Source organism: Micromonospora sp. NBC_01405, assembly GCF_045040155.1.
In the GTDB taxonomy this organism is placed as follows: Bacteria; Actinomycetota; Actinomycetes; order Mycobacteriales; family Micromonosporaceae; genus Micromonospora.
Map to the genome: position 1 here is coordinate 138,943 of NZ_CP109532.1, position 22,638 is coordinate 161,580.

Sequence of the window (22,638 nt, forward strand, 5' to 3'; positions counted from 1 at the left end):
GCGCTCGCGGCCCCGGCACCCCTGGGTGCGGCCCCGGCTGGCGGGGTCAGGTGACGTTGGCGGGGCCGAGGACGCTCTTCAGGTCGCCCATCAGCGCCGTGGTGGCGGCGACCCGGAACGGGCCGAGCCGCAGCGTGGTGGTCTTGCCGCCGTTGAGCAGCTTGACGTGCACCTCGGTGTCGCCGGGGTGCAGCACCAGGGTCTCCTTGAGCTGCTTCACCAGCGGCGGCGTGCACCGGTGCACCGGGATGGTGAGGGTGACCGGTTTGCTGCCCGGGGTGCTGCTGACGTCCGGAAGCTGCATGTCCATCGCCATCATGCGCGGGGTGTCGTCGCGGCGGTCCACCCGCCCCTTGACCACCACGATGGCGTCCTCGGCGATGTACTGGCCGATCACCTCGTACGTGTTCGGGAAGAACAGCGTCTCGACGCCGCCGGCGAGGTCCTCGAGGGTGGCCGAGGCCCAGGCCCGGCCCTGCTTGGTGACCCGGCGCTGCACGCCGGAGAGGATGCCGGCGAGGGTGACCACCGCGCCGTCGGGAACGGTGCCCTCCTCGGACAGTGAGGCGATGGTGCAGTCGGCCGCGGCGTTGAGCACGTGCTCCAGGCCGAACAGCGGGTGGTCGGAGACGTACAGGCCGAGCATCTCCCGCTCGAAGGCCAGCTTGTCCCGCTTGTCCCACTCGCTGTCGCCGATGGTCGGCATGACCGTGGTGCTGCCGGTGGCCTCCGCGTCGCCGAATCCGGCGCCGAACAGGTCGTACTGGCCGACGGCCTCCTTGCGCTTGACGTCGGCGTACGCGTCGATGGCGTCGGCGTGCACGGCGAGCAGGCCCCGGCGGGGGTGGCCCATCACGTCGAACGCGCCGGCCTTGATCAGCGATTCGATGGTCTTCTTGTTGCAGACCACCGCGTCGACCTTGGACAGGAAGTCGTAGAAGTCGGCGTACTCGCCTTTCTCCTGGCGGCAGCGCATGATCGAGGCGACGACGTTCGCGCCGACGTTGCGGATGGCGGCGAGGCCGAACCTGATGTCCTTGCCGACGGGGGTGAACGGCCCGGCGGAGGTGTTCACGTCGGGCGGCAGGACCTGGATGCCCATCCGCCGGCACTCCGCCAGATAGAGCGCCATCTTGTCCTTGTCGTCGCCGACGGAGGTGAGCAGCCCGGCCATGTACTCGGCCGGGTAGTGCGCCTTCAGGTACGCCGTCCAGTAGGAGACCAGGCCGTACGCGGCGGAGTGGGCCTTGTTGAAGGCGTACCCGGCGAACGGGACCAGCACGTCCCACACGGCCTGGATGGCCTCGTCGGAGTAACCGCGTTCGCGGCAGCCGTCCCGGAACGGGCCGAACTCCTTGTCGAGGATCTCCTTCTTCTTCTTGCCCATCGCCCGGCGCAACAGGTCGGCCTGGCCGAGGGTGTAGCCGGCCAGGATCTGCGCGGCGCGCTGCACCTGCTCCTGATAGACGATCAGGCCGTGGGTGGGGGCGAGGATCTCCCGCAGCGGCTCCTCCAGCTGCGGGTGGATCGGGGTGATCTCCTGGAGGCCGTTCTTGCGCAGCGCGTAGTTGGTGTGCGAGTCGACGCCCATCGGGCCGGGCCGGTAGAGCGCCAGGACGGCGGAGATGTCCTCGAAGTTGTCCGGCTTCATCAGCCGCAGCAGCGAGCGCATCGGCCCGCCGTCGAGCTGGAACACGCCGAGGGTGTCGCCCCGGGCCAGCAGCTCGTACGCGGGCTTGTCGTCCAGGTCCAGGCCCAGCAGGTCGAGTTCCTTGCCGTGGTTGAGCTGGATGTTCTTGACCGCGTCGTCGATGATCGTCAGGTTGCGCAGGCCGAGGAAGTCCATCTTCAACAGCCCGAGCGACTCGCACGTCGGGTAGTCGAACTGGGTGATGATGGCCCCGTCGGCGTCCCGGCGCGTCAGCGGGATGTGCTCGATGATCGGCTCGGCGGACATGATCACGCCGGCGGCGTGCACGCCGGTCTGCCGGATCAGCCCCTCGATGCCCTTCGCGGTGTCGATCACCTTGCGCACGTCCGGGTCCGACTCGTACAGGCCGCGGATCTCCCCGGCCTCGGCGTAGCGGGGGTGCTTCGGGTCGAAGATGCCGGTGAGCGGGATGTCCTTGCCCATCACCGCCGGGGGCATCGCCTTGGTGATCCGGTCGCCGACCGCGTACGGGAAGCCGAGCACCCGGGCCGAGTCCTTGATCGCGGCCTTCGCCTTGATCGTGCCGAAGGTGGCGATCTGGGCGACCTTGTCCTCGCCCCACTTGTCGGTGACGTACTTGATCACCTCGCCGCGCCGGCGCTCGTCGAAGTCGATGTCGACGTCCGGCATCGAGACGCGCTCGGGGTTGAGGAACCGCTCGAAGATCAGCCCGTGCAGGATCGGGTCCAGGTCGGTGATGCCCAGCGCGTACGCGACGAGGGAGCCGGCGGCCGAGCCACGGCCCGGGCCCACCGCGATGCCCTGGTTCTTCGCCCACTGGATGAAGTCGGCCACCACGAGGAAGTACGACGGGAAGCCCATCTGGTTGATGACGCCCAGCTCGTACTCGGCCTGGACGACGTGGCCCTCGGGGATACCACCGGGGTAGCGGCGGGCCAGCCCGGCGAAGGTCTCCTTGCGGAACCAGGACTCCTCGGTCTCCCCCTCCGGGACGGGGAAGCGCGGCATCAGGTTGTGGAACTCGAACATCCCGGTCGGGTCGACCTTCTCGGCGACCAGCAGCGTGTTGCGGCAGCCCTCCAGCCACAGCTCGGAGGAGTCCACCGCGCGCATCTGGTCGGCGGACTTGATGAAGTAGCCGCCGCCCTCGAAGCGGAACCGGTTCGGGTCGGCGATGTTGCTGCCGGTCTGCACGCAGAGCAGGACGTCGTGCGCCTCGGCCTGGGCCTCGTGGGTGTAGTGCGAGTCGTTGGTGACCACCGGCGGGATGCCGAGCTTCTTCCCGATCTCGGTGAGCCCTTCACGGACCCGCTGCTCGATGCTCAGCCCGTGGTCCATCAGCTCCAGGAAGTAGTTCTCCTTGCCGAAGATGTCCTGGTACGCGGAGGCGACCTTGAGTGCCTCGTCGAACTGGCCGAGCCGCAGCCGGGTCTGCACCGCGCCGGAGGGGCAGCCGGTGGTGGCCATGATCCCCTCGGCGTGCTCGGAGATCAGTTCCATGTCCATCCGGGGCCACTTGACGTAGTGACCCTCCATGGAGGCGCGCGAGTTGAGCGTGAACAGGTTGTGCAGGCCCGTCTTGTTGGCCGCCCACATCGTCTTGTGGGTGATCGCGCCGTTGCCGGAGATGTCGTCGCTCTTCTGCTCCGGCCGGCCCCACTTCACCCGCGCCTTGTGGTACCGCGACTCCGGCGCGACGTACGCCTCGACGCCCAGGATCGGGGTGATCCCGGCGGCCATCGCCTGCTTGTAGAAGTCGTTCGCGCCGTGCATGTTGCCGTGGTCGGTCATCGCGACCGCCGACATGCCCAGCCGGCTGGCCTCGGCGAACAGGTCCTTGAGCCGGGCCGCACCGTCGAGCATCGAGTACTCGGTGTGCACGTGCAGATGCGCGAACGAATCAGCCATGCGTGACGCCCCCCGGCGATGTGGATCTTGATGGTCGGAGCCGACCGGCACCCACCCTACCGAGGTGATCTCGCCGGCTCCACCGTCCGCGCCGGGGGCGGTGGCCCGCGTCTCCACCGGCCGCTCCAGACATACCCGTCCGGGAACAACGATGTGCCAGGCGACAATAGTGTGTGGCATACAGTATGGTGTGAGGCATGGTGAGCGACGACATCCTGCGGACCCATCTACAGGAGCTGCGCCGGGGGACGGTGGTGGTGGCGAGCCTGGTCGCGCTGCGCCAGCCGGGCTACGGCTACGCCCTGCTCCAGCGGCTCGCCGACCACGGCTTCCCCGTGGACGCCAACACGCTCTACCCCCTGCTGCGCCGGCTGGAGGAGCAGGGGCTGCTGACCAGCGAGTGGAACACCGAGGAGCGCCGGCCGCGGAAGTTCTACCAGACCAGTGACGACGGCGAGACGGTGCTGCGCCTGCTGCTGACCGACCTCTCCGCCGTGCAGAAATCCCTCACGGGCCTGATCGAAGGAGTGGACCGATGAGTTCGCTGACCGACCGCTATCTCGCCGCCACCCTGCGCGCGGTGCCCGCCCCCCGGCGGGAGGAGATCGCCACCGAGCTGCGCGGCTCGATCGAGGACATGATCGAGGGTCGGACGGACGCCGGGCGGGACGCCGCCACCGCCGAACGCGAGGTGCTCAACGAGCTCGGCAACCCCGACCGGCTCGCCGCCCGGTACGCCGACCGCAGGTTGCAGCTCATCGGCCCCACCTACTACCTGCACTGGCAGCGACTGCTGCGGCTGCTGCTCACCTTCATCCCGGCGCTGGTGGGCACGACGGTCGGGGTGGTCCAGGCAGCCACCGGGGAGGACCCGGTCCCCGCGATCGCCTCCGGGTTCGGCACCGCCTTCGAGGTCGCGATCCAGATCACGTTCTGGGTGACCCTGACCTTCGCGATCATCGAGCGCGCCGACCCGTCGCTGAAGCTGCCGGCGTGGACGGTCGACCAACTACCCGAGGTGCCGGCGAAGCAGGACATGACCCTGGCCGACATCGCCGCGTCCGTCGCCCTGTTGCTGTTCACCGCGGCCTTCCTGCCCTGGCAGCACTTCTTGTCGTGGGCGCGGCAGATCGACGGCGAGCGCATCCCGCTGCTCGACCCGGCGCTGTGGCGGTCGTGGCTGCCGGTGCTGATGGCCGTGCTGCTGGCCGGCGTGGTGTTCGAGCTGGTCAAGTACCGCGTCGGGCGCTGGACCTGGCCGCTGGTCGCGGTGAAGGCCACGCTGGACCTGGCGTTCTCGGTGCCCGTGGTCTGGCTGCTGGCGGACGACCGGCTGCTCAACCCGGACCTGGTCGAGCGCTTCGCCTGGCTCCAGGACGAGGGCAACCGGCAGTCGATCACCGTCATCGCGATCATCACGACGGTGGTGGTACTGGTCTGGGACCTGATCGACTCCGGCGTCAAGGCCCGGCGCGCGGGCTGACCGTCCCCCGCCGACCCGGCCCGGCACGTCTTCACCGGGCGTGCCGGGCCGCCGGGCCGCCGGGCCGAATCAGAGCGGGGGACCGTAGCGGTGGGCCGGGGGCCGCGCGGCCGGGGTCAGCAGGGGACGGTGTCCCACCCGGCGGGCAGCGTCGGCACCGGCCAGGCCGGGTCGGGACGCCACCGCGCCCACGCCGGATCCCACCAGCGCTCCCCCGCGTCGAGCAGGGCCGCGATCCGGTCGCCCTCCGCGCGGATGGCCGCCGCCATGCCCGGGTAGCGCCCCTCGACGAGGCGCTGGGCGAACATCTCGACGTCCTTGAACTCGTACCGGTCGGCGTCCGCCGCCCACCACAGGTCCAGCTCGTGGTCGAGGGTGTCCACCCCGATCGGGGTGCGCCGCAGCGGGTCCTGGAGGTTGAAATACCAGCCGGCGAACGACCGCCCCGGTTCGGCCCAGAACACGTCGACGGAGTGCGCCTCGCCGGGGCGGTGCAGCATCAGCTTGCCGGGCCCGCGCCACGCGCGCTGCCCGGCGACCTGCCAGGGGTGCCGCCCGCAGGGGAAGCTCCCGCGCTCGGGGAAGCCGAACTCGGCCCCGGTGGGCAGGTAGAGGGCGAGCAGGTCCGGCGAGTCCCGCACGCAGACGGTCGGGGCGGCGAACCAGACCTCGCCGCGCAGGATCTCGCGCCGGACGACCACGTCGCCCGGCGCGAACCGCCGCTCCCGCCCGGTCGCCACGGCTCAGCCGACCGCGGCCATCACCTCGTCGGAGATGTCGAAGTTCGCGTAGACGTTCTGCACGTCGTCGCAGTCCTCCAGGACGTCGATCAGCTTGAAGACCTTGCGAGCGCCCTCCTCGTCCAGCGGCACGTTCATGCTGGGGATGAGGGAGGACTCGGCCGACTCGTACTCGATGCCGACGTCCTGCAGGGCGGTGCGCACGGCGACCAGGTCGGTCGGCTCGGAGACCACCTCGTACGCCTCGCCGAGGTCGTTGACCTCCTCCGCCCCGGCATCGAGGACCGCCATCATCACGTCGTCCTCGGTGGTGCCGGCCTTGGACACGATCACCACGCCCTTGCGGGAGAACATGTAGGACACCGACCCGGCGTCGGCGAGCGATCCGCCGTTGCGGGTCAACGCGGTGCGCACCTCGGTCGCGGCCCGGTTGCGGTTGTCCGTGAGGCACTCGATGAGCATCGCCACGCCGTTCGGGCCGTACCCCTCGTACATGATCGTCTGCCAGTCGGCTCCGCCGGCCTCCAGGCCGGAGCCGCGCTTGACCGCCCGGTCGATGTTGTCGTTGGGTACGGAGCTCTTCTTCGCCTTCTGGATGGCGTCGTAGAGGGTGGGGTTGCCGGCCGGGTCGCCGCCGCCGATGCGGGCCGCGACCTCGACGTTCTTGATCAGCTTGGCGAACATCTTGCCGCGCTTGGCGTCGATCACGGCCTTCTTGTGCTTGGTGGTCGCCCACTTTGAGTGGCCGGACATCTGCTACCTCCGTCTGTTGATCACGCCGGCGTCGACTGCCCGCGCCAACTCCACTTCTCCACCGGCGTAGGACGGGCCGGTCGGCTCTGCGTGGATGGCCGCGGCGGGCGCTGGGCCCTGCCGAACCGCGGCAATCCTATCGAGGCGGGACGGGTCGGTGTCACACCCGGCACCGGCGGGCCCGGCGGCCGGCACGCCGAGGGGGCCTCTCCCGGCACGGAAGGGGCCCCCTCGGCGGTGGCTCAGGCGGCGCGGACCAGGTCCACGAAGTAGCGGTGCAGGCGCAGGTCGCCGGTCAGCTCCGGGTGGAAGGAGGTGGCCAGCAGGTTGCCCTGCCGGACCGCGACGATCCGGTCCGCGACGGGACTCTCGATGACCCGACCCAGCACCTCGACGTCCGGGCCGACCCGTTCGACCCAGGGTGCCCGGATGAAGACCGCGTGGAACGGCTCGCCCCCGACCCCGGCGATCTCCACCGGCGCCTCGAACGAGTCGACCTGCCGGCCGAACGCGTTGCGCCGCACCGTCATCTCGATCCCGGCGAAGCCGCGCTGGTCGGGGCGGCCGTCGAGCACCTCCGTGGCCAGCATGATCATGCCGGCGCAGGAGCCGTAGACCGGCATCCCGGCGGCGATCCGCTTGTCGATCGGCTCCCGCATCTCGAAGATGTCGACGAGCTTGCTGATCGTGGTGGACTCGCCCCCGGGGATGACCAGCCCGTCGACCGCGTCCAGCTCGCCCGGGCGGCGGACCGGGCGGGCGTCCGCCCCGACCCCGGCCAGCGCGCCCACGTGCTCGCGGACGTCACCCTGCAGGGCGAGCACACCGATGACCGGTGCCGTCACGTTCACTCCTCTCGGGGGTCAGAAAGAGGCCCCTGCTCCGCCTGAGCCGGCGAGCAGGGGCCTCCTCTCACGTCACCAGCCGCGCTCGGCCAGGCGGTGCGGCTGCGGGATCTCGTCGACGCTGATGCCGACCATCGCCTCGCCGAGGCCCCGGGAGACCTTGGCCAGCACGTCCGGGTCGTCGTGGAAGGTGGTGGCCTTCACGATCGCGGCGGCCCGCTGGGCCGGGTTACCGGACTTGAAGATGCCGGAGCCGACGAAGACGCCCTCGGCGCCGAGCTGCATCATCATCGCGGCGTCGGCCGGGGTGGCGATGCCACCGGCGGTGAACAGCACCACCGGGAGCTTGCCGGTCTCGGCGACCTCCTTGACCAGGTCGTACGGGGCCTGGAGCTCCTTGGCCGCGACGAACAGCTCGTCGGCCGGCAGCGAGCTGAGCCGGGCGATCTCCTGACGGATCTTGCGCATGTGCATGGTGGCGTTGGAGACGTCGCCCGTGCCGGCCTCGCCCTTGGAGCGGATCATGGCCGCGCCCTCGGTGATCCGGCGCAGCGCCTCGCCCAGGTTGGTCGCCCCGCACACGAAGGGGACGGTGAACGCCCACTTGTCGATGTGGTTGGCGTAGTCGGCCGGGGTGAGCACCTCGGACTCGTCGACGTAGTCCACGCCGAGCGACTGGAGGATCCGGGCCTCGACGAAGTGGCCGATCCGGGCCTTGGCCATCACGGGGATCGAGACGGCGTTGATGATGCTGTCGATCATGTCGGGGTCGCTCATCCGGGACACCCCGCCCTGGGCGCGGATGTCGGCGGGCACCCGCTCCAGGGCCATCACCGCGACAGCTCCGGCGTCCTCGGCGATCTTGGCCTGCTCGGCGGTGACCACGTCCATGATCACGCCGCCCTTGAGCATCTCGGCCATGCCGCGCTTGACGCGGGCGGTGCCGACGACGGGGGTGGCGCTGGCGTTCGGGGAGATGGTTTCGGGCACGGGTTATCGCTCCTCGGCGTGCTCGGGGGGTGGCTCAGCTGAATGCTACGACGGGGTCAACGCCGGTCCGACAGCCAATCAGACCCCGGGTGGCCTGCTCTGTGGCCGTCATCACCCCGGCCCGGCCGCTGGCCGACGGGCCCCGGGCTGCGGCAGACGCCGCTCAGGCGGGCACGTCGGCGGGCAGCGCGAGGGTCGGGTCGTCGATGTCGAAGTAGCGCGGCCACGGGTGTCGGCGGCCCATCCGCAACAGCCGCACCAGCCGCCGGCCCCGCGCCGCGCGGGCGTCCCGGACCAGGTCGGTGTGCACCTGACGGGCCAGGGCGAGCCGCCGGCTCGCGGCGATCACCGCCTCGCAGTCCGGGTCCGCCGGGTCCAGCCGCACCGCCCGCAGCTGCCGGGTGAGGTCGTTCTCCGCGGCCTCCCGCTCCTCCGGCTCGGCGTCCAACGCGATCCGGGCCGCCGCGTACAGCTCCACGCCGTAGCGCCGCTCGGCCAGCACCGCGGCGGCGGCCGCCCGGCGCAGCAGGTGCGCCTCCAGTGCCCGGGTCGCCGACTCCGCGCGCAGGCGCAGCCGCTCGACCCGGCCGACGGTCCAGGTCAGGTACGCCGCGAGCAGCCCCACGACGAGAATCCCGCCCAACCACCACCACATGCCCGGCATCGTAGTGCTGCTCCGTTCGCCTCCGGTCGGGGCGCGACCCGCCCCGACACCTGCGTCCCACCGGCACTTCCGGTCACGGCGGTCAGCCCAGCCCCGCCCACTCCTGGTCGATCACCCGCCCGTCGGTCGCCTCGATCGCCGCCGCGTACACCTCCAGCACCCGGCGGGCGACGACCGGCCAGTCGAAGTGCGCCACCACCTGGTCCCCGCACGCTGTCAGCGCGGCCCGCCGCGCCGGGTCGTCCAGCAGCCCGGCCAGGGCCGCCCGCAGCGCCACCGCGTCCCCGGTGGGGAAGAGCAGCCCGGCCCGGCCGCCGTCGAGCACCCGGCGGAACGCGTCCAGGTCGCTGGCCACCACCGTGGTGCCGGCGGCGAGGGCCTCGGTGAGGATCATCCCGAACGACTCCCCGCCGGTGTTCGGGGCCACGTAGAGGTGGACGCTGCGCAGCATGCGCGCCTTGTCCTCCTCGGAGACCAGGCCGAGGAAGGTGACCCGGTCGCGCAGCTCGGCGGGGAACTGGTCGAACAGGTCGTCCGGATCGCCCGGCCCCGCCACCAGCAGCCGCAGTCCCGGGCGGGAGCGGGCCAGCTCGACGAACGCGTCGCACAGGATCGGGAAGCCCTTGCGGGCCTCGGTGAACCGGCCGAGGAAGCCGAGCGTGCCGCCCTCGGCCAGGTCACACTCCCCCGGCCAGCCGGGCAGCGGTGTCGCGTGGCTGAACTTGGCCACGGTTACCCCGTTGGGGATCTCCACCGCGCCGCCGTCCATGTGCTCGACCTGCACCTTGCGGGCCAGGGCGCTGACCGCGATCCGGGCGGTGATCCGCTCCAGCACGATCTGCAGCAGGCCCTGCGCGGCGGCGAGCACCCGGGACCGGGTCATCGCGGTGTGGAAGGTGGCCACCACCGGCCCCTTCGCGGACAGCACGGCGAGCATCGACAGGCTCAGAGTCAGCGGCTCGTGCACGTGCAGCACGTCGAAGTCGCCCCGGGCGATCCACCGCCGGACCCGGGTGGTGGAGACCGGGCCGAACGCGATCCGGGCCACCGACCCGTTGTACGGCAGCGGCACGGCCCGGCCCGCCGACACCACGTACGGCGGGAGCGGGGAGTCCTCGTCGGCGGGGGCGAGGACGCTCACCTCGTGCCCGAGCCAGATCAGCGCCTCGGCCAGGTCCATCACGTGGTTCTGCACCCCGCCGGGCACGTCGAAGGAGTACGGGCACACGATGCCGATCCGCATGTGAGCGCCCCTCCGCCTCAGACCGTTCCGGTGGCGGCCGGCGGCGTGGAGACGGGTCGGGGCCCGCCGTCGCCGGTGCCGCGCTGATCCAGCCACATCCGTTGCAACATGTGCCAGTCTTCCGGATGCCGGGCGATGCCCGCCGCCAGACCGTCGGCAATTCGCTGGGTCAGCGCCCGGACCCGCTGGTCCAGCGGCCCGCTGTCCTCGCCGGGCACGGGCAGCGGACCCTCGATCGAGGCACACGCCGCGTCCGGTTCGTACCACAATGAGGCGACGTAGAGCGGTGCCCCGGTGCGCAATGCCAGCAGCGCCGGGCCGGCCGGCAGCCGGGTCCGCGCGCCGAAGAAGTCGACCTCGATCCCCCGGGCGGAAAGGTCCCGGTCGGCCAGCAGCGGCACCACCGCGCCGGCGCGCAGCCGGTCCACCAGCACGTCGAACGCGGGCCGTTCGCCGCCGTGGGTGGGCAGGATCTCCATGCCCAGCCCCCGCCGGAAGGCAAGGAATCGCTGGTAGATGCCCTCGGGCTTGAGCCGCTCGGCGACCGTGGTGATCGGCCAGCCGGTGGCCGCCACCCAGGCCCCGGCGGCGTCCCAGTTGCCGGCGTGCGGCAGCGCCACCACCGCGCCCCGGCCGGCGGCCACGTCGGCGGCGAGCCGGTCGACCCCCTCGGGGGCGAGTCGGAACCCGGCGAGGAGCTGTTCCCGGCTCAGCGCCGGCAGCCGGAACGTCTCCATCCAGTACCGGGCGTAGGAGCGCAGGCCGCGCCGGAGCAGGTCGTCCAGCTCCGCCTCGGGCAGCTCGGGGCCGACCACCCGGCGCAGGTTGGCGCGCAGTCGGGCCGTACCCCCGCCGCCGGAGCGGTGGGCGCGGTCGGCACCCGCCCGGAAGGCCGCAGCCACCACGGGCCGGGGAAGCGCGCGGACCAGACGCCAGCCGGCGACGTAGCCGAGCTCGGTCAGGTTCACCCCTGCGACCCGTCCGGGGCTGCCTCGCGGGCCTGCCGGTACACGTGGGCGATCCGCTGGCCCACGGTGAAGATCGAGACGGCGGCCAGCAGCCAGAGCGCGATCTGCAGGGCGTGCGGAACGCCGAAGCCGGTGAGCAGGCCGCCCACGCCGACGATGAGCAGCCGCTCGGTCCGCTCGGCGATGCCCACGTTGCAGGTCATCCCGAGCCCCTCGGCGCGGGCCTTGACGTAGGAGACCAGGCCGCCGGCGGCCAGGCAGAGCAGCGCGGCGGCGACCCCGGCGTGGTCGCCCTCGGTGGCCAGCCAGTACGCGACCGCGCCGAAGACGGCGCTGTCGGCGACCCGGTCCATGCTCGAGTCGAGGAACGCCCCGAATCTCGTCGAGCCGCCGCTCATCCGGGCCATCGTCCCGTCGAGCAGGTCGGTCAGCGCGAAGAACGTCACGATGAGGGCGCCGGCGACCAGATGGCCGCGGGCGCCGAAGCCGAGCGCACCGGCCAGCACCCCGAGGGTGCCGGTGACGGTGACAGCATTGGGGGACACGCCTGCGCGGAGCAGGCCGCGCGCGATCGGCTCAACGACGCGGGTCATCCCCGCCCGGACCGACACTTGGAAGATCTTCGCCATGGCGGTCCCACGATAACGGCCGGCCCCCGGCGAGGACACGCCACGGTCACCGACCCGCCCGGGGAAGTCTTGTGCCGGCCCCCCGAGGGGTGTGAGATCGAGCCTGAGGGTGAGCCAGCTCACCCGACCGACCGTCCCGTACCCGCCGCACGGCAGATCACCGGAGGATGGCGCCGCAGAGCTTCCGCACCGGGCCGCTTCCCCGTCGCGCGCGGCGGTCGCCACCAACCACCGGCTGAGGGAGGTGCGCCCCATGGCGCAGAGGAATCAGGACAAGGGGGTCACCGGCGGCGTGCCGGTGGTGACCGATCCCGCCAGTATTCGCAACGTGGTGCTCGTCGGGCACTCCGGGGCGGGCAAGACGACCCTGGTCGAGGCGCTGCTCGCGGCGACCGACACGATCGGGCGGGCCGGCACGGTCACCGACGGCACCACGGTCTGCGACCACGACCCGGCCGCCGTGCGCCAACAGCGCTCGGTGAGCCTGGCCTGCGCCCCGCTGGTGCACGACGGCGTCAAGATCAACCTGTTGGACACCCCGGGGTACGCCGACTTCGTCGGCGAGCTGCGCGCCGGCCTGCGGGCCGCCGACGCCGCGCTGTTCGTGGTCTCCGCCGTCGACGGGATGGACGCCGCCACCGCCGCGCTCTGGGAGGAGTGCGCCGCGGTGGGCATGCCCCGGGCGGTCGCGGTGACCCGGCTGGACCACCCCCGCGCGGACTTCGACGAGGCCGTGGCGCTGTGCCAGCGGGTCTTCGGCGACAACGTGGTCCCCCTGCACCTGACGATGCTCGGCGACGACGGCGAGTCCGTCGTCGGACTGCTCAACCTGGTCACCCGCCGGGTCTTCGACTACACCGCCGGGCTGCCGGCCCAGGTGCGCGAGCCCGACCCGGAGCACCTGCCGGCGATCGCCGAGTCCCGCAACGAGCTGATCGAGGGGATCATCGCCGAGAGCGAGGACGAGTCCCTGATGGACCGCTACCTCGCCGGCGAGGAGATCGACACGCAGGTGCTGGTCGCCGACCTGGAGAAGGCGGTCGCCCGGGGGCACTTCCACCCGGTGGTGCCGGTCTGCGCGGCGACCGGCGTCGGGCTGGACGTGCTGCTCGACGGCCTCGTATCAGCATTCCCGTCGCCGCTGGAGCACGAGTTGCCCGCCGTCACCGGCGTGGACGGCTCCCCCCGGCCGCCGCTGACCTGCGACCCGGACGGCCCGCTCGTCGCCGAGGTGGTCCGCACGACGGTGGACCGGCACGTCGGCCGGGTCTCCCTGGTCCGGGTCTTCTCCGGCACCCTGCGCCCCGACCGGACGATGCACGTCGCCGGCCATGGCCTGGCCGAGCGGGGGCACCCCGACCACGACGCGGACGAGCGGGTCGGGCACCTCCACACGCCGCTGGGGGCGACCCTGCGCGAGGTGCCGGTCTGCGTGGCCGGCGACATCTGCGCGATCACCAAGTCGGGCAGCGCGGAGACCGGCGACACGCTCTCCGCCAAGGACGACCCGCTGCTGGTGGCCCCGTGGGAGATGCCCGAGCCGCTGCTGCCGGTGGCGGTCGCCGCGCGCAGCCGGGCCGACGAGGACACCCTGTCCCGCAACCTGGCCCGGCTGGTCGCCGGAGACCCGACGCTGCGGCTGGAACGCAACCCGGAGACCCACCAGCTCGTCCTGTGGTGCATGGGCGAGGCGCACGCCGACGTGGTGCTCGACCGGCTGCGCGGTGGCGGCGTCGAGCTGGACACCGAGCCGGTCCGGGTGGCGCTGCGGGAGACCCTCGCCGCCCCGGCCACCGGGCACGGCCGGCACGTCAAGCAGTCCGGCGGCCATGGCCAGTACGCCGTCTGCGACATCGAGGTGGAGCCGCTGCCCCGGGGGGCCGGCTTCGAGTTCGTCGACCGGGTGGTCGGCGGGGCGGTGCCGCACCACTACGTCCCGTCGGTGGAGAAGGGCGTGCGGGCCCAGCTGGAGCGCGGCCTGGTCGCCGGGCACCCGGTGGTGGACCTGCGGGTGACCCTCGTCGACGGCAAGGCGCACAGCGTCGACTCCTCCGACGCGGCGTTCCAGACCGCCGGGGCGCTGGCGCTGCGCCACGCCGCCGAGAAGGGCCAGCCGACCCTGCTGGAGCCGGTGGACGAGGTGGCCGTCCGGGTGCCGGACCACACCGTCGGGGCGGTGCTGGGCGACCTCTCCGGCCGGCGCGGCCGGGTGCTCGGCACCGAGCCGGACCCGGACGCCGACGGCCGCACCGTGGTCCGGGCCGAGGTCCCGGCCGTCGAGCTGCTCCGGTACGCGATCGAGCTGCGCGCCCTGACCTCCGGCACCGGCACCTTCCGCCGCCACTTCACCCGCCACGACCCGATGCCCACCCACCTGTCCGACCAGACCCGCAACGAACACCCCCCCACCCCCTGACCCCCGCACCCCCGCACCCCCTGACCCCCGCACCCCCGCACCCCCGCACCCCCGCACCCCCGCACCCCCGCACCCCCGCACCCCGCACCCCGCACCCCGCACCCCGCACCCCGCACCCCGCACCCCGCACCCGCGATCTTGCAGTTGCGGCCCCGGCAAATGGCGCAAAAGCCTCGTTCCGAGGGCCACAACTGCAAGATCGACGGGGATGGGTGGGGTGCGGGGGTGCGAGGGCGGGAGAGGCGGGGGGTCAGGGGCGGGCGGAGGGGGTGGGGGGCATGGGCCAGCGGGGGCGGTCGGCGGAGCGGAGGGCGGCTGCGCGGAGGGCCGCCAGTTGGCGTTCCACCTCGGCGAAGTGGTCGGGGGCGAGCGGGCCGAGGGCCAGTGCGGCGGCGTTCTCCTCGACCTGGGCGGCGGTGCGGCAGCCAGGGATCGGGACCGCTCGGTCGCTGCGCGCCCAGATCCAGCCCAGCGCGCCCTGGGCCAGGGTGCGCCCGTCGGCGGTGAGCGCCGCCCGGACCGCGCCGACCCGGCGCAGCCACTCCGGGGCGGGTCGGCCGCTGCGGAACCACTCCAGCCAGTTCGCCGTGGCCCCCCGCACGTCGTCGCGGGGCAGCGTGGAGCCGGCGCCGTACTTGCCGGTGAGCAGGCCCATCCCCAGCGGACTGCGGTTGATGCTGGCCAGGTCGTACTTGTCGCAGACGGCGAGCAACTCGGGGGCGTCACGTAGCACCGACAGGGTGTGTTGCACGGCGGTGGCGTGCCGGGCGCCCTGCCCGAACCGGGTGGCCCGGTCGACCCGGTCGGTGCTCCACCCGTACGCCCGGACCAGGCCGTCGGCGACGAGGTCCTCGCAGACGCCGAGCAGCGCCTCGGCCCTCGGCACCGGCAGGTCGCCCAGGTGCAGCTGGTAGAGGTCGATGCGGTCGGTGTCCAGCCGGCGCAGGGAGTCGGTGACCGCCCGGCGCAGGTACTCCGGCGAGGGGTCCTCCCCGGTGGCCTGGCGGGCGTCCTCGTCGAACGTGTAGCCCCACTTGGTGGCGATCACGGCCTCGTCGCGCCGGCCGGCGAGGGCCCGGCCGAGGACCCGCTCGCCGTGCCCGGCCCCGTACGTGTCGGCGGTGTCGAAGAGGGTGACCCCGAGATCGAGCGCGCGGCGCACCGCGCGGACGGACTCGTCGTCGTCGACCGCGCCCCAGCCCAGCGGCTGGACGCCCTCGGCCCAGGGGCCACCGATCGCCCAGCACCCCATGCCGAGGGCGCTGACCTCGATGCCGCTGCGACCCAATGTCCGTGTCGTCACTGCCATCGCCAGATCGTGCCACCCCGGGCCCGGTCGAGGGCAGCGGGTTGGCCGAAAGAAGGCGGCCGACTACGTAGGGTCAGCTCGGCCAGGCGCGGGTAAACAGCTCGCGGGTGTCGGTGAGCAACTGTGGCAGGACCTTGGTCCGCCCGATCACCGGCATGAAGTTGGCGTCGCCGCCCCAGCGGGGCACCACGTGCTGGTGCAGGTGCGCGGCGATCCCGGCACCGGCCACCCCGCCCTGGTTCATGCCCAGGTTGAACCCGTGCGCGTTGCTGACCGCGCGCACCACCCGCATCGCGGTCTGGGTGAACGCCGCCAGCTCGGCGGTCTCCGGCAGGGCCAGGTCGGTGTAGTCGGCCACGTGCCGGTAGGGGCAGACCAGCAGGTGCCCCGGGTTGTAGGGGTAGAGGTTGAGCACCGCGAACACGTGCTCGCCCCGGGCCACCACCAGACTCTCCCCCGGCGGCAGCCCCGGCGCCCGGCAGAACGGGCAGCCGGCGGGCTTCTCGTACCCACCCTCGGGCCGGTCCCCACCGGAGACGTAGGCCATCCGGTGCGGAGTCCAGAGCCGCTCCAACCCGTCGGCCATGCCGCCGTCCCTGTGCCGTTCCTCCCCTGTCACGCCACCGATCCTACGTTCCCGCCCGGTGCCGTCCCAGTGCCGGAGTACGGGATCCGCTCGGGGCTTCCTGGGGGTGCCATGGGGCCTCACCGGGACGAATAGGGGTGTGAAAGTTCTTGACGAAGAGATGATGGTGAATGAAACTTCCATTCCGATAGAAACTTATATTCGTCGATGGGAGTCACCCTGTGAAGACCGCATTCCGCCGGATCGGCAGAGTTCTTGCCGCCTGCGCGCTCGCCGCCGCCACCACCCTGGTGGGCCTGACCGTGACCACCGGTGCCGCCCAGGCCGACGGCTGCTACAACTGGGGCCGGACGCTCGTCCAGGGCTCGACCGGCGAGGACGTCCGCCAGCTCCAGATCCGGATCGCCGGCTACCCCGGCTACAACTCGCAGATCGGCCTCGACGGCGTGTTCGGCCCGGCGACACGCGCGGCGCTGATCCGCTTCCAGCAGGCGTACGGCCTGTCGGCCGACGGCGCCGCCGGCCCGCTGACCTTCGCCAAGCTGTACGCCCTCCAGGACGACGACTGCACGCCGATCAACTTCACCTACGCCGAGCTGAACCGGTGCAACAGCACCTGGGCCGGCGGGGCGGTCGCGGCGAGCACCGCCAAGTTCAACGCGCTCGTCTCGATGTGGAAGCTCCAGGCCATGCGGCACGCCCTCGGGGACGTGTCCATCCAAATCAGCAGCGGCTTCCGCAGCGTCGCCTGCAACAACGCGGTCGGCGGGGCGTCCAACAGCCGGCACATGTACGGCGACGGGGTGGACCTGGTCGGTTCCCCGTCGTTCTGCCGGATGGCCCAGCAGGCCCGCTACCACGGTTTCGGGAACATCCTCGGCCCCGGCTACCCGGGCCACAGCACCCACACGCACGTCGGGGCCGTCGGGGGCTGGTCGGCGTCGAGCTGCGGCATCTGAACCTGATCCCCGCACGTAGACGGCACGGCGGGACGTCCCGGCTCAGGGACGCCCCGCCGTGTCGTGCGCCGGGCCGGTCAGCCCTCGGCTGCGGAGGGACCGGTGTTGCTGCGGGAGGTGACCACCTCGAGCACGTGGGTCACCGCGTCGGCGATCGGCACCCCGTTGCGCTGCGAGCCGTCCCGGTACCGGAACGACACGGTCCCGGCGGCCACGTCGTCGTCGCCGGCGATCACCATGAACGGGATCTTCTGCTGCTGGGCGGTGCGGATCTTCTTCTGCATCCGGTCGTCGCCCGCGTCCACCTGGGCCCGGATGCCCTCGGCGCGCAGCGCCGCGACGAACCCGTGCAGGTAGTCGGTGTGGTCCTCGCGGATCGGGATGCCCACCACCTGCACCGGGGCCAGCCAGGCCGGGAACGCCCCCGCGTAGTGCTCGGTGAGCACCCCGAAGAACCGCTCGATCGAGCCGAAGAGCGCCCGGTGGATCATGACCGGCTGCTTGCGGCTGCCGTCGGCGGCCTGGTACTCCAGCCCGAACCGGGCCGGCTGGTTGAGATCGAGCTGGATCGTCGACATCTGCCAGGTCCGACCGATCGCGTCCCGGGCCTGCACCGAGATCTTCGGGCCGTAGAAGGCCGCGCCGCCCGGGTCGGGCACCAGCTCCAGCCCGGATGCCTCGGCGGTGCTGCGCAGCGCCTCGGTCGCCTCCGCCCAGTCGGCGTCGTCGCCGATGAACTTCGGCGAGTCGTCCCGGGTGGAGAGCTCCAGGTAGAAGTCGTCCAGGCCGTAGTCGCGCAGCAGGTCCAGCACGAAGGTGAGCAGGGCGGAGAGCTCGCCGGGCATCTGCTCCCGGGTGCAGTAGATGTGCGAGTCGTCCTGGGTCAGCCCGCGCACCCGGGTCAGGCCGTGCACCACGCCGGACTTCTCGTACCGGTACACCGTGCCGAACTCGAACAGCCGCAGCGGCAGCTCCCGGTAGGACCGCCCGCGCGACCTGAAGATCAGGTTGTGCATCGGGCAGTTCATCGCCTTGAGCATGTAGTCCACGCCCTCGAACTGGATGGGCGGGAACATGGTGTCGGCGTAGTAGGGCAGGTGGCCGGAGGTCTCGAAGAGCTGCGCCTTGGTGATGTGCGGGGTGTTGACGAACTCGTACCCCGCGTCCTCGTGCCGGCGGCGCGAGTAGTTCTCCATCTCCCGGCGGATGATGCCGCCCTTGGGGTGGAAGACCGCCAGGCCGGAGCCGATCTCGTCGGGGAAGCTGAACAGGTCCAGGTCCGCGCCGAGCTTGCGGTGGTCACGCCGGGCGGCCTCCTCCAACAGCTTCAGGTACGCCTTGAGCTCGTCCCGGGTCGGCCACGCGGTGCCGTACACCCGCTGGAGCTGCGGGTTCTTCTCGCTCCCCCGCCAGTACGCGGCGGCCGAGCGCATCAGCTTGAACGCCCCGATCAGCCGGGTGTTCGGCAGGTGCGGGCCCCGGCACAGGTCCGACCAGCAGACCTTGTCCTCCTTGGCCGCGAGGTTGTCGTAGATGGTCAGCTCGCCGCCGCCCACCTCCATCACCTCGGACGAGTCCAGCCCCTCGCCCTTGACGTCGATCAGCTCCAGCTTGAACGGCTCGGCGGCCAGCTCGGCCTTCGCCTCGTCCAGGCTGTCGAACCGCCGCCGCCGGAACCGCTGACCGGACTTGACGATCTCCTGCATCCGCTTCTCGAGCTTGGCCAGGTCGTCGGGCTGGAACGGCTTGTCCACGGCGAAGTCGTAGTAGAAGCCGTTCTCGATCGGCGGGCCGATGCCGAGCTTCGCCTCCGGGAACACGTCCTGCACGGCCTGGGCGAGCACGTGCGCGGTCGAGTGGCGCAGCACGTTCAGCCCGTCCGGGGTGTCGAGGCCGACCGGCTCGACGGCGACGTCCCCGGCCGGCGCCCAGTCCAGGTCGCGGAGCTGGCCCTGCGGGTCGCGGACCACGACGACCGCCTTGGGGCCGCTGACCGGCAGGCCGGCCGCGGCCACCGCGTCGGCCGCCGTCGTCCCGGCGGCGACGACGACGGGGTCGGCCACGACGGGGGTACGGGGTGCGGACACGGTGACTCCTTCAGCTGACGACGAACGCGGCCGAGCGACCGCCCCCGCTGATGCTAGCGGGCAGCAAGGGGGCCCTTCTTGTCGCATTCGGTGAAGGCGGCGCTCCTTCCCGACGCCTTCCGCCCCGGGCCGACGGCGGGGCCGGTAGGGGCGGTGGCGGCCACCGCGGCGGCCCGGACACGAGGTGTGGGCGGCCCGCGACCGGGCCGGGCGGGGTGGTCAGCCCGCCCAGTCGGGCAGCGGCTCGCGGGCGGCGAGCCAGTCGGCGGGCACCCCGCCCGGCGAGCCGACGCCGGTGTGGGCGGCCACCACCGCGCCGACGATCGCCGCCGTGGTGTCCACGTCCCCGCCCGCCTCGACGCACGCCCGGACCGCGGCCGGGTAGTCGTCGAGGCGCGCGGCGGCGACCCAGAGCGTGAACGGGACGGTGTCCTGCGCCGTCACCCGGGAGCCGTTACCGAGCGCGTCGGCGGCGACGGCCACCGGGCGGTCCAGCAGGGCGGCGGCCCGGCGTACCCCCTGGTGCACCTGGCCGCCCGGGTCGAGGGCGGCGGCCACCGCGGCGAGCAGCCGCGACGGCGGCGGGCGGGCCCCGTCGAGGCGGGCCCGGGCGGCCAGGGCGGCGGCCACCGCCACCGCCACCGCGCCGGCGATTCCCTCCGGGTGGGCGTGGGTGACCTCGGCGGACGCCCGGGCCTGGGCCGCGGCCCGCCGGGTCGAGTCGGCGAACCACGCCCCGAGCGGCCCGACCCGCATCGCCGCGCCGTTGCCGCACGAGCCCTGCCCGTCGAACGCGGAGGCCGCGGCGACGGGCCAGGGCGTGCCGGCGCGGATCAGGCGCAGGATGGTCACCGCCCCGGGGCCGTAGCCGCGGTACGGTTCGCACCGGTGCGCGAACGCCAGCGCCAGCCGGTCCCGGTCGACCTCCCCTGCGCCGGCCAGCTCGGCCAGCACGGAGCACGCCATCTCGGTGTCGTCGGTCCACTGCCAGGGCGGCGCGGGGAGCCGGCCGGCGGCGAGGTCCCCGGGCCGATGCCCCGGCACGAAGAACTGGGAGCCGAGGGCGTCGCCGACGGAGAGCCCGGCGAGGCTGTCCCGGGCGAGCGCCAGTCGGGTGTCCGGGAAGAGCGTGAAGGACATGGTCGTACCAGCTTGCCCGGTTCGCGGGTGCGCCGCAACGCGTCTACTTGCCCTGCCGAGTACGGTGCTGACGTGGCCACGGTGCTCCTGGTCGAAGACGACCACGTCGTACGCGGCGCGATGCTGCGGTCCCTCGCCGACCGGGGGCACGCCGTGCACGCCGTCGGCACGGCGCTGGACGCGCTGCGCCGGGTGGCCGCGGAGACCCCCGATTTGGTGGTGCTCGACCTCGGCCTGCCGGACCTGGACGGCTCGGACGCGCTGCGGATGCTGCGCGGCATCACCGACGTGCCGATCATCATCGCCACCGCCCGCGACGACGAGCAGTCGGTGGTGCGCCTGCTGCGGGCGGGCGCCGACGACTACATGGTCAAGCCGTTCACCGGCGCGCACCTGGACGCCCGGATCACCACGGTGCTGCGCCGGGCCGGCCGGGCCAGCCGGACGGTGCAGCCGGCCGTGCACACCGTCGGCGGCCTGCGGGTGGACGTCGGCGAGCGCAGCGCCCAGCTCGACGGGATGGCGCTCGCGCTGACCCGCAAGGAATTCGACCTGCTGGCGTATCTCGCCGCCCGACCGGGGCGGGTGGTTTCCCGCCGGGAACTCTTGGAGGAGGTATGGCACCAGCCATCGGTCGGCGAGGACCAGACCATCGACGTTCACCTGTACTGGCTGCGTCGCAAAATGGGCGAGTCCGCGGCGAAGCCGCGCTACCTGCGCACCGTGCGGGGGGTCGGCTTCCGGTTGGTGGCCCCGGACTGAGGGTCGCGCTGGCCTGGCTCACGGCCGGCATGTGCGCGCTCGTCGCGCTGGCGTTCCTGGTCCCCCTCGGCATCAGCCTGGGCGAGCAGACCCGTCAGGAGGCCCTCGCCGACGCCGCCCGGCGCGGCGCACTGGTCACCGGCGCGCTCGCGGTCAGCACCGAGCCGGCGGCGGTGCGGCGCGCGGTGGAGGCCAGCGGCGCGGACCCGGCGACCCGACCGGTGGTGCACGGGCTGGACGGCGCCGCGCCGGCCGGCCGGGCCGACGCGGCGGCGCTGGCCAGGGCCACCGCGGACCGGCGCTCGGTGATCGTCGACGTGCCCGGCGGGGCGCTCCGGCTGGATCCGGTGGTGCTCGGCGACACGGTGGTCGTGGTCGAGGTGTTCGTGCCGGACTCCGCGCTCGATGAGGGCTCCGGGGGCCGCTGGCTGCTGCTGGCCGCGGTGGCGGTGGCCCTGGTCGGGGCCGCCGTGCTGGTGGTGGACCGGGTGGCCGCCCGCGCGGTCGACTCGACCCGGGGGCTGGTGAAGGCCGCTCTCGCGGTGGGCGACGGCGACCTCGGGGTACACGTCGAGCCGAGCGGCCCGCGCGAGTTGGCCGAGGCCGGCTACGCGTTCAACCGGATGGCGGACCGGATGGCGGCGGCGCGCACCGACGAGCGGGAACTGGTGGCGGACCTGTCGCACCGGCTGCGCACGCCCCTGACGGTGCTGCGGCTGGACGCCGAGGGGCTGGACTCCGACGACACCAGCGTGGGCTCGTTCACGGAGGCGGAGCTGGACCGGCGGCGCACCATCCGGCGGATCCGGCAGGCCATCGTGACCCTCGAGGGCGAGATCGACGTGCTGATCAAGACGACCCGCAAGACGGTCGCCCACGAGGCCGGCCCGGCGATGTGCGACGTCAGCGAGGTGGTCCGGGACCGGATGGTGTTCTGGTCGGCCCTCGCGGGTGACCAGAACCGGCCGCACCGGGTCAGCGGGGCGCAGCTGCGCATCCCGGCGCCCGTGCCCCGGGCCGAGCTGGCCGCCGCCCTCGACGCGGTGATCGGCAACGTGTTCCGCTACACCCCGCAGGGCACCGCGTTCGAGCTCGCGGTCTCCCGCCGGGACGGATACGTGGCGATCCGCATCGACGACGCCGGCCCGGGCATCGCCAACCCGGACCGGGCGCTGCGGCGGGGAACCAGCGACCAGGGCTCCACGGGGCTCGGCCTGGACATCGCCAAGCGGGTGGCCTTGCAGGCCAACGGGTCGGTGAGCATCGACCGGGCCCGGCTCGGCGGGGCCAGCGTGGTGATGCTGCTGGCCGACCCGGAGGCCACCCCGCGGCAGGTCAGCCGCTTCGGCCTGGTCGGCCGGATGGCCCGGGAGGCGCGGGAGCAGAAGAGCGGGGGCCGCCGCTGGCCCCGGCAACGCCCCACGGACGGCTGACCGCCCCGCAGCCTGTGGGCAGACACAAGTCTTTCTTAGATTCGGATTAAC

General features: G+C 72.8%; 19 protein-coding genes. 6 read left to right on the top strand and 13 right to left on the bottom strand.

The genetic code is table 11. The features are described from left to right. Positions 1-46: 46 nt before the first annotated feature. The gene (dnaE, locus tag OG559_RS00650; protein ID WP_405110989.1) at positions 47-3,580 is read right to left on the bottom strand and encodes a DNA polymerase III subunit alpha; all 3,534 of its coding nucleotides are present in this window, start codon (positions 3,578-3,580) and stop codon (positions 47-49) included. Between the two features lie 197 nt (positions 3,581-3,777). Here dnaE and OG559_RS00655 point away from each other — a divergent pair, with 197 nt between their 5' ends. Next, positions 3,778-4,119: a PadR family transcriptional regulator gene (locus tag OG559_RS00655; RefSeq protein ID WP_405110992.1), complete on the top strand. Its 342-nt coding sequence runs from the start codon at positions 3,778-3,780 to the stop codon at positions 4,117-4,119. Continuing rightward, entirely contained in the window at positions 4,116-5,063 is a 948-nt protein-coding gene (locus OG559_RS00660; protein WP_405110994.1) for a permease prefix domain 1-containing protein, read from the top strand. The genes OG559_RS00655 and OG559_RS00660 overlap by 4 nt, the downstream gene beginning before the upstream one ends. 116 nt (positions 5,064-5,179) lie before the next feature. On the opposite strand, the gene OG559_RS00665 is transcribed toward OG559_RS00660, so the two are convergent. The 8 genes from OG559_RS00665 to pgsA all read right to left on the bottom strand — a co-directional run bounded on the left by OG559_RS00665 (position 5,180) and on the right by pgsA (position 11,895). Next, entirely contained in the window at positions 5,180-5,803 is a 624-nt protein-coding gene (locus OG559_RS00665; RefSeq protein WP_405110997.1) for a DUF402 domain-containing protein, read from the bottom strand. A gap of 3 nt (positions 5,804-5,806) precedes the next feature. Continuing rightward, positions 5,807-6,556 (bottom strand): YebC/PmpR family DNA-binding transcriptional regulator, encoded by a 750-nt coding sequence (locus tag OG559_RS00670; protein WP_405111000.1) that lies wholly within the window; start codon positions 6,554-6,556, stop codon positions 5,807-5,809. Between the two features lie 242 nt (positions 6,557-6,798). Beyond that, positions 6,799-7,401, bottom strand: coding sequence for a pyridoxal 5'-phosphate synthase glutaminase subunit PdxT (pdxT, locus tag OG559_RS00675; protein WP_405111003.1), 603 nt, complete (start codon positions 7,399-7,401; stop codon positions 6,799-6,801). 72 nt (positions 7,402-7,473) lie between these two features. Then, positions 7,474-8,391, bottom strand: a complete 918-nt coding sequence (gene pdxS, locus OG559_RS00680; RefSeq protein ID WP_387019040.1) for a pyridoxal 5'-phosphate synthase lyase subunit PdxS — start codon at positions 8,389-8,391, stop codon at positions 7,474-7,476. 163 nt (positions 8,392-8,554) lie between these two features. Next, complete coding sequence (locus tag OG559_RS00685; RefSeq protein ID WP_405111007.1) at positions 8,555-9,055, bottom strand: hypothetical protein; 501 nt, start codon at positions 9,053-9,055, stop codon at positions 8,555-8,557. Between the two features lie 82 nt (positions 9,056-9,137). Next, the gene (locus tag OG559_RS00690) at positions 9,138-10,298 is read right to left on the bottom strand and encodes a glycosyltransferase family 4 protein (RefSeq protein WP_396673910.1); all 1,161 of its coding nucleotides are present in this window, start codon (positions 10,296-10,298) and stop codon (positions 9,138-9,140) included. 17 nt (positions 10,299-10,315) lie between these two features. After that, positions 10,316-11,266 carry a phosphatidylinositol mannoside acyltransferase gene (locus tag OG559_RS00695; protein ID WP_405111010.1) on the bottom strand — a complete coding sequence of 317 codons (951 nt, stop codon included), beginning with the start codon at positions 11,264-11,266 and terminating at the stop codon, positions 10,316-10,318. Beyond that, complete coding sequence (gene pgsA, locus OG559_RS00700; RefSeq protein ID WP_405111013.1) at positions 11,263-11,895, bottom strand: phosphatidylinositol phosphate synthase; 633 nt, start codon at positions 11,893-11,895, stop codon at positions 11,263-11,265. The genes OG559_RS00695 and pgsA overlap by 4 nt, the downstream gene beginning before the upstream one ends. Positions 11,896-12,148: 253 nt before the next feature. On the opposite strand from pgsA, the gene OG559_RS00705 reads away from it, so the two are divergent. Next, positions 12,149-14,311, top strand: a complete 2,163-nt coding sequence (locus OG559_RS00705) for an elongation factor G-like protein EF-G2 (protein ID WP_405111016.1) — start codon at positions 12,149-12,151, stop codon at positions 14,309-14,311. A gap of 250 nt (positions 14,312-14,561) precedes the next feature. Here the strand turns inward: OG559_RS00705 and OG559_RS00710 are convergent, their stop codons facing one another. Both OG559_RS00710 and OG559_RS00715 read right to left on the bottom strand, forming a co-directional pair. Continuing rightward, positions 14,562-15,620, bottom strand: coding sequence for an aldo/keto reductase (locus OG559_RS00710; protein ID WP_405111019.1), 1,059 nt, complete (start codon positions 15,618-15,620; stop codon positions 14,562-14,564). Positions 15,621-15,693: 73 nt separating this feature from the next. Continuing rightward, the gene (locus tag OG559_RS00715; RefSeq protein WP_405116295.1) at positions 15,694-16,206 is read right to left on the bottom strand and encodes an HIT family protein; all 513 of its coding nucleotides are present in this window, start codon (positions 16,204-16,206) and stop codon (positions 15,694-15,696) included. A 221-nt stretch (positions 16,207-16,427) separates the two neighbouring features. Here OG559_RS00715 and OG559_RS00720 point away from each other — a divergent pair, with 221 nt between their 5' ends. Next, entirely contained in the window at positions 16,428-17,165 is a 738-nt protein-coding gene (locus OG559_RS00720; protein WP_405111022.1) for a D-Ala-D-Ala carboxypeptidase family metallohydrolase, read from the top strand. A 77-nt stretch (positions 17,166-17,242) separates the two neighbouring features. On the opposite strand, the gene thrS is transcribed toward OG559_RS00720, so the two are convergent. Further along, positions 17,243-19,252 (bottom strand): threonine--tRNA ligase, encoded by a 2,010-nt coding sequence (gene thrS, locus OG559_RS00725; RefSeq protein ID WP_405111025.1) that lies wholly within the window; start codon positions 19,250-19,252, stop codon positions 17,243-17,245. A gap of 219 nt (positions 19,253-19,471) precedes the next feature. Next, positions 19,472-20,392: an ADP-ribosylglycohydrolase family protein gene (locus OG559_RS00730; RefSeq protein ID WP_405111028.1), complete on the bottom strand. Its 921-nt coding sequence runs from the start codon at positions 20,390-20,392 to the stop codon at positions 19,472-19,474. Between the two features lie 72 nt (positions 20,393-20,464). Here OG559_RS00730 and OG559_RS00735 point away from each other — a divergent pair, with 72 nt between their 5' ends. Both OG559_RS00735 and OG559_RS00740 read left to right on the top strand, forming a co-directional pair. Further along, positions 20,465-21,154, top strand: a complete 690-nt coding sequence (locus OG559_RS00735; RefSeq protein WP_396673918.1) for a response regulator transcription factor — start codon at positions 20,465-20,467, stop codon at positions 21,152-21,154. Between the two features lie 29 nt (positions 21,155-21,183). Beyond that, complete coding sequence (locus OG559_RS00740; protein WP_405111031.1) at positions 21,184-22,587, top strand: ATP-binding protein; 1,404 nt, start codon at positions 21,184-21,186, stop codon at positions 22,585-22,587. Positions 22,588-22,638: the final 51 nt, after the last annotated feature.

Bases quoted from the DNA above. Each gene is read 5' to 3' on its own strand.
- dnaE (WP_405110989.1), bottom strand. From the start codon at position 3,580: ATGGCTGATTCGTTCGCGCATCTGCACGTGCACACCGAGTACTCGATG.
- OG559_RS00655 (WP_405110992.1), top strand. From the start codon at position 3,778: ATGGTGAGCGACGACATCCTGCGGACCCATCTACAGGAGCTGCGCCGG.
- OG559_RS00660 (WP_405110994.1), top strand. From the start codon at position 4,116: ATGAGTTCGCTGACCGACCGCTATCTCGCCGCCACCCTGCGCGCGGTG.
- OG559_RS00670 (WP_405111000.1), bottom strand. From the start codon at position 6,556: ATGTCCGGCCACTCAAAGTGGGCGACCACCAAGCACAAGAAGGCCGTG.
- OG559_RS00685 (WP_405111007.1), bottom strand. From the start codon at position 9,055: ATGCCGGGCATGTGGTGGTGGTTGGGCGGGATTCTCGTCGTGGGGCTG.
- OG559_RS00690 (WP_396673910.1), bottom strand. From the start codon at position 10,298: ATGCGGATCGGCATCGTGTGCCCGTACTCCTTCGACGTGCCCGGCGGG.
- pgsA (WP_405111013.1), bottom strand. From the start codon at position 11,895: ATGGCGAAGATCTTCCAAGTGTCGGTCCGGGCGGGGATGACCCGCGTC.
- OG559_RS00705 (WP_405111016.1), top strand. From the start codon at position 12,149: ATGGCGCAGAGGAATCAGGACAAGGGGGTCACCGGCGGCGTGCCGGTG.
- OG559_RS00710 (WP_405111019.1), bottom strand. From the start codon at position 15,620: ATGGCAGTGACGACACGGACATTGGGTCGCAGCGGCATCGAGGTCAGC.
- OG559_RS00715 (WP_405116295.1), bottom strand. From the start codon at position 16,206: ATGGCCGACGGGTTGGAGCGGCTCTGGACTCCGCACCGGATGGCCTAC.
- OG559_RS00730 (WP_405111028.1), bottom strand. From the start codon at position 20,392: ATGTCCTTCACGCTCTTCCCGGACACCCGACTGGCGCTCGCCCGGGAC.
- OG559_RS00740 (WP_405111031.1), top strand. From the start codon at position 21,184: ATGTGCGCGCTCGTCGCGCTGGCGTTCCTGGTCCCCCTCGGCATCAGC.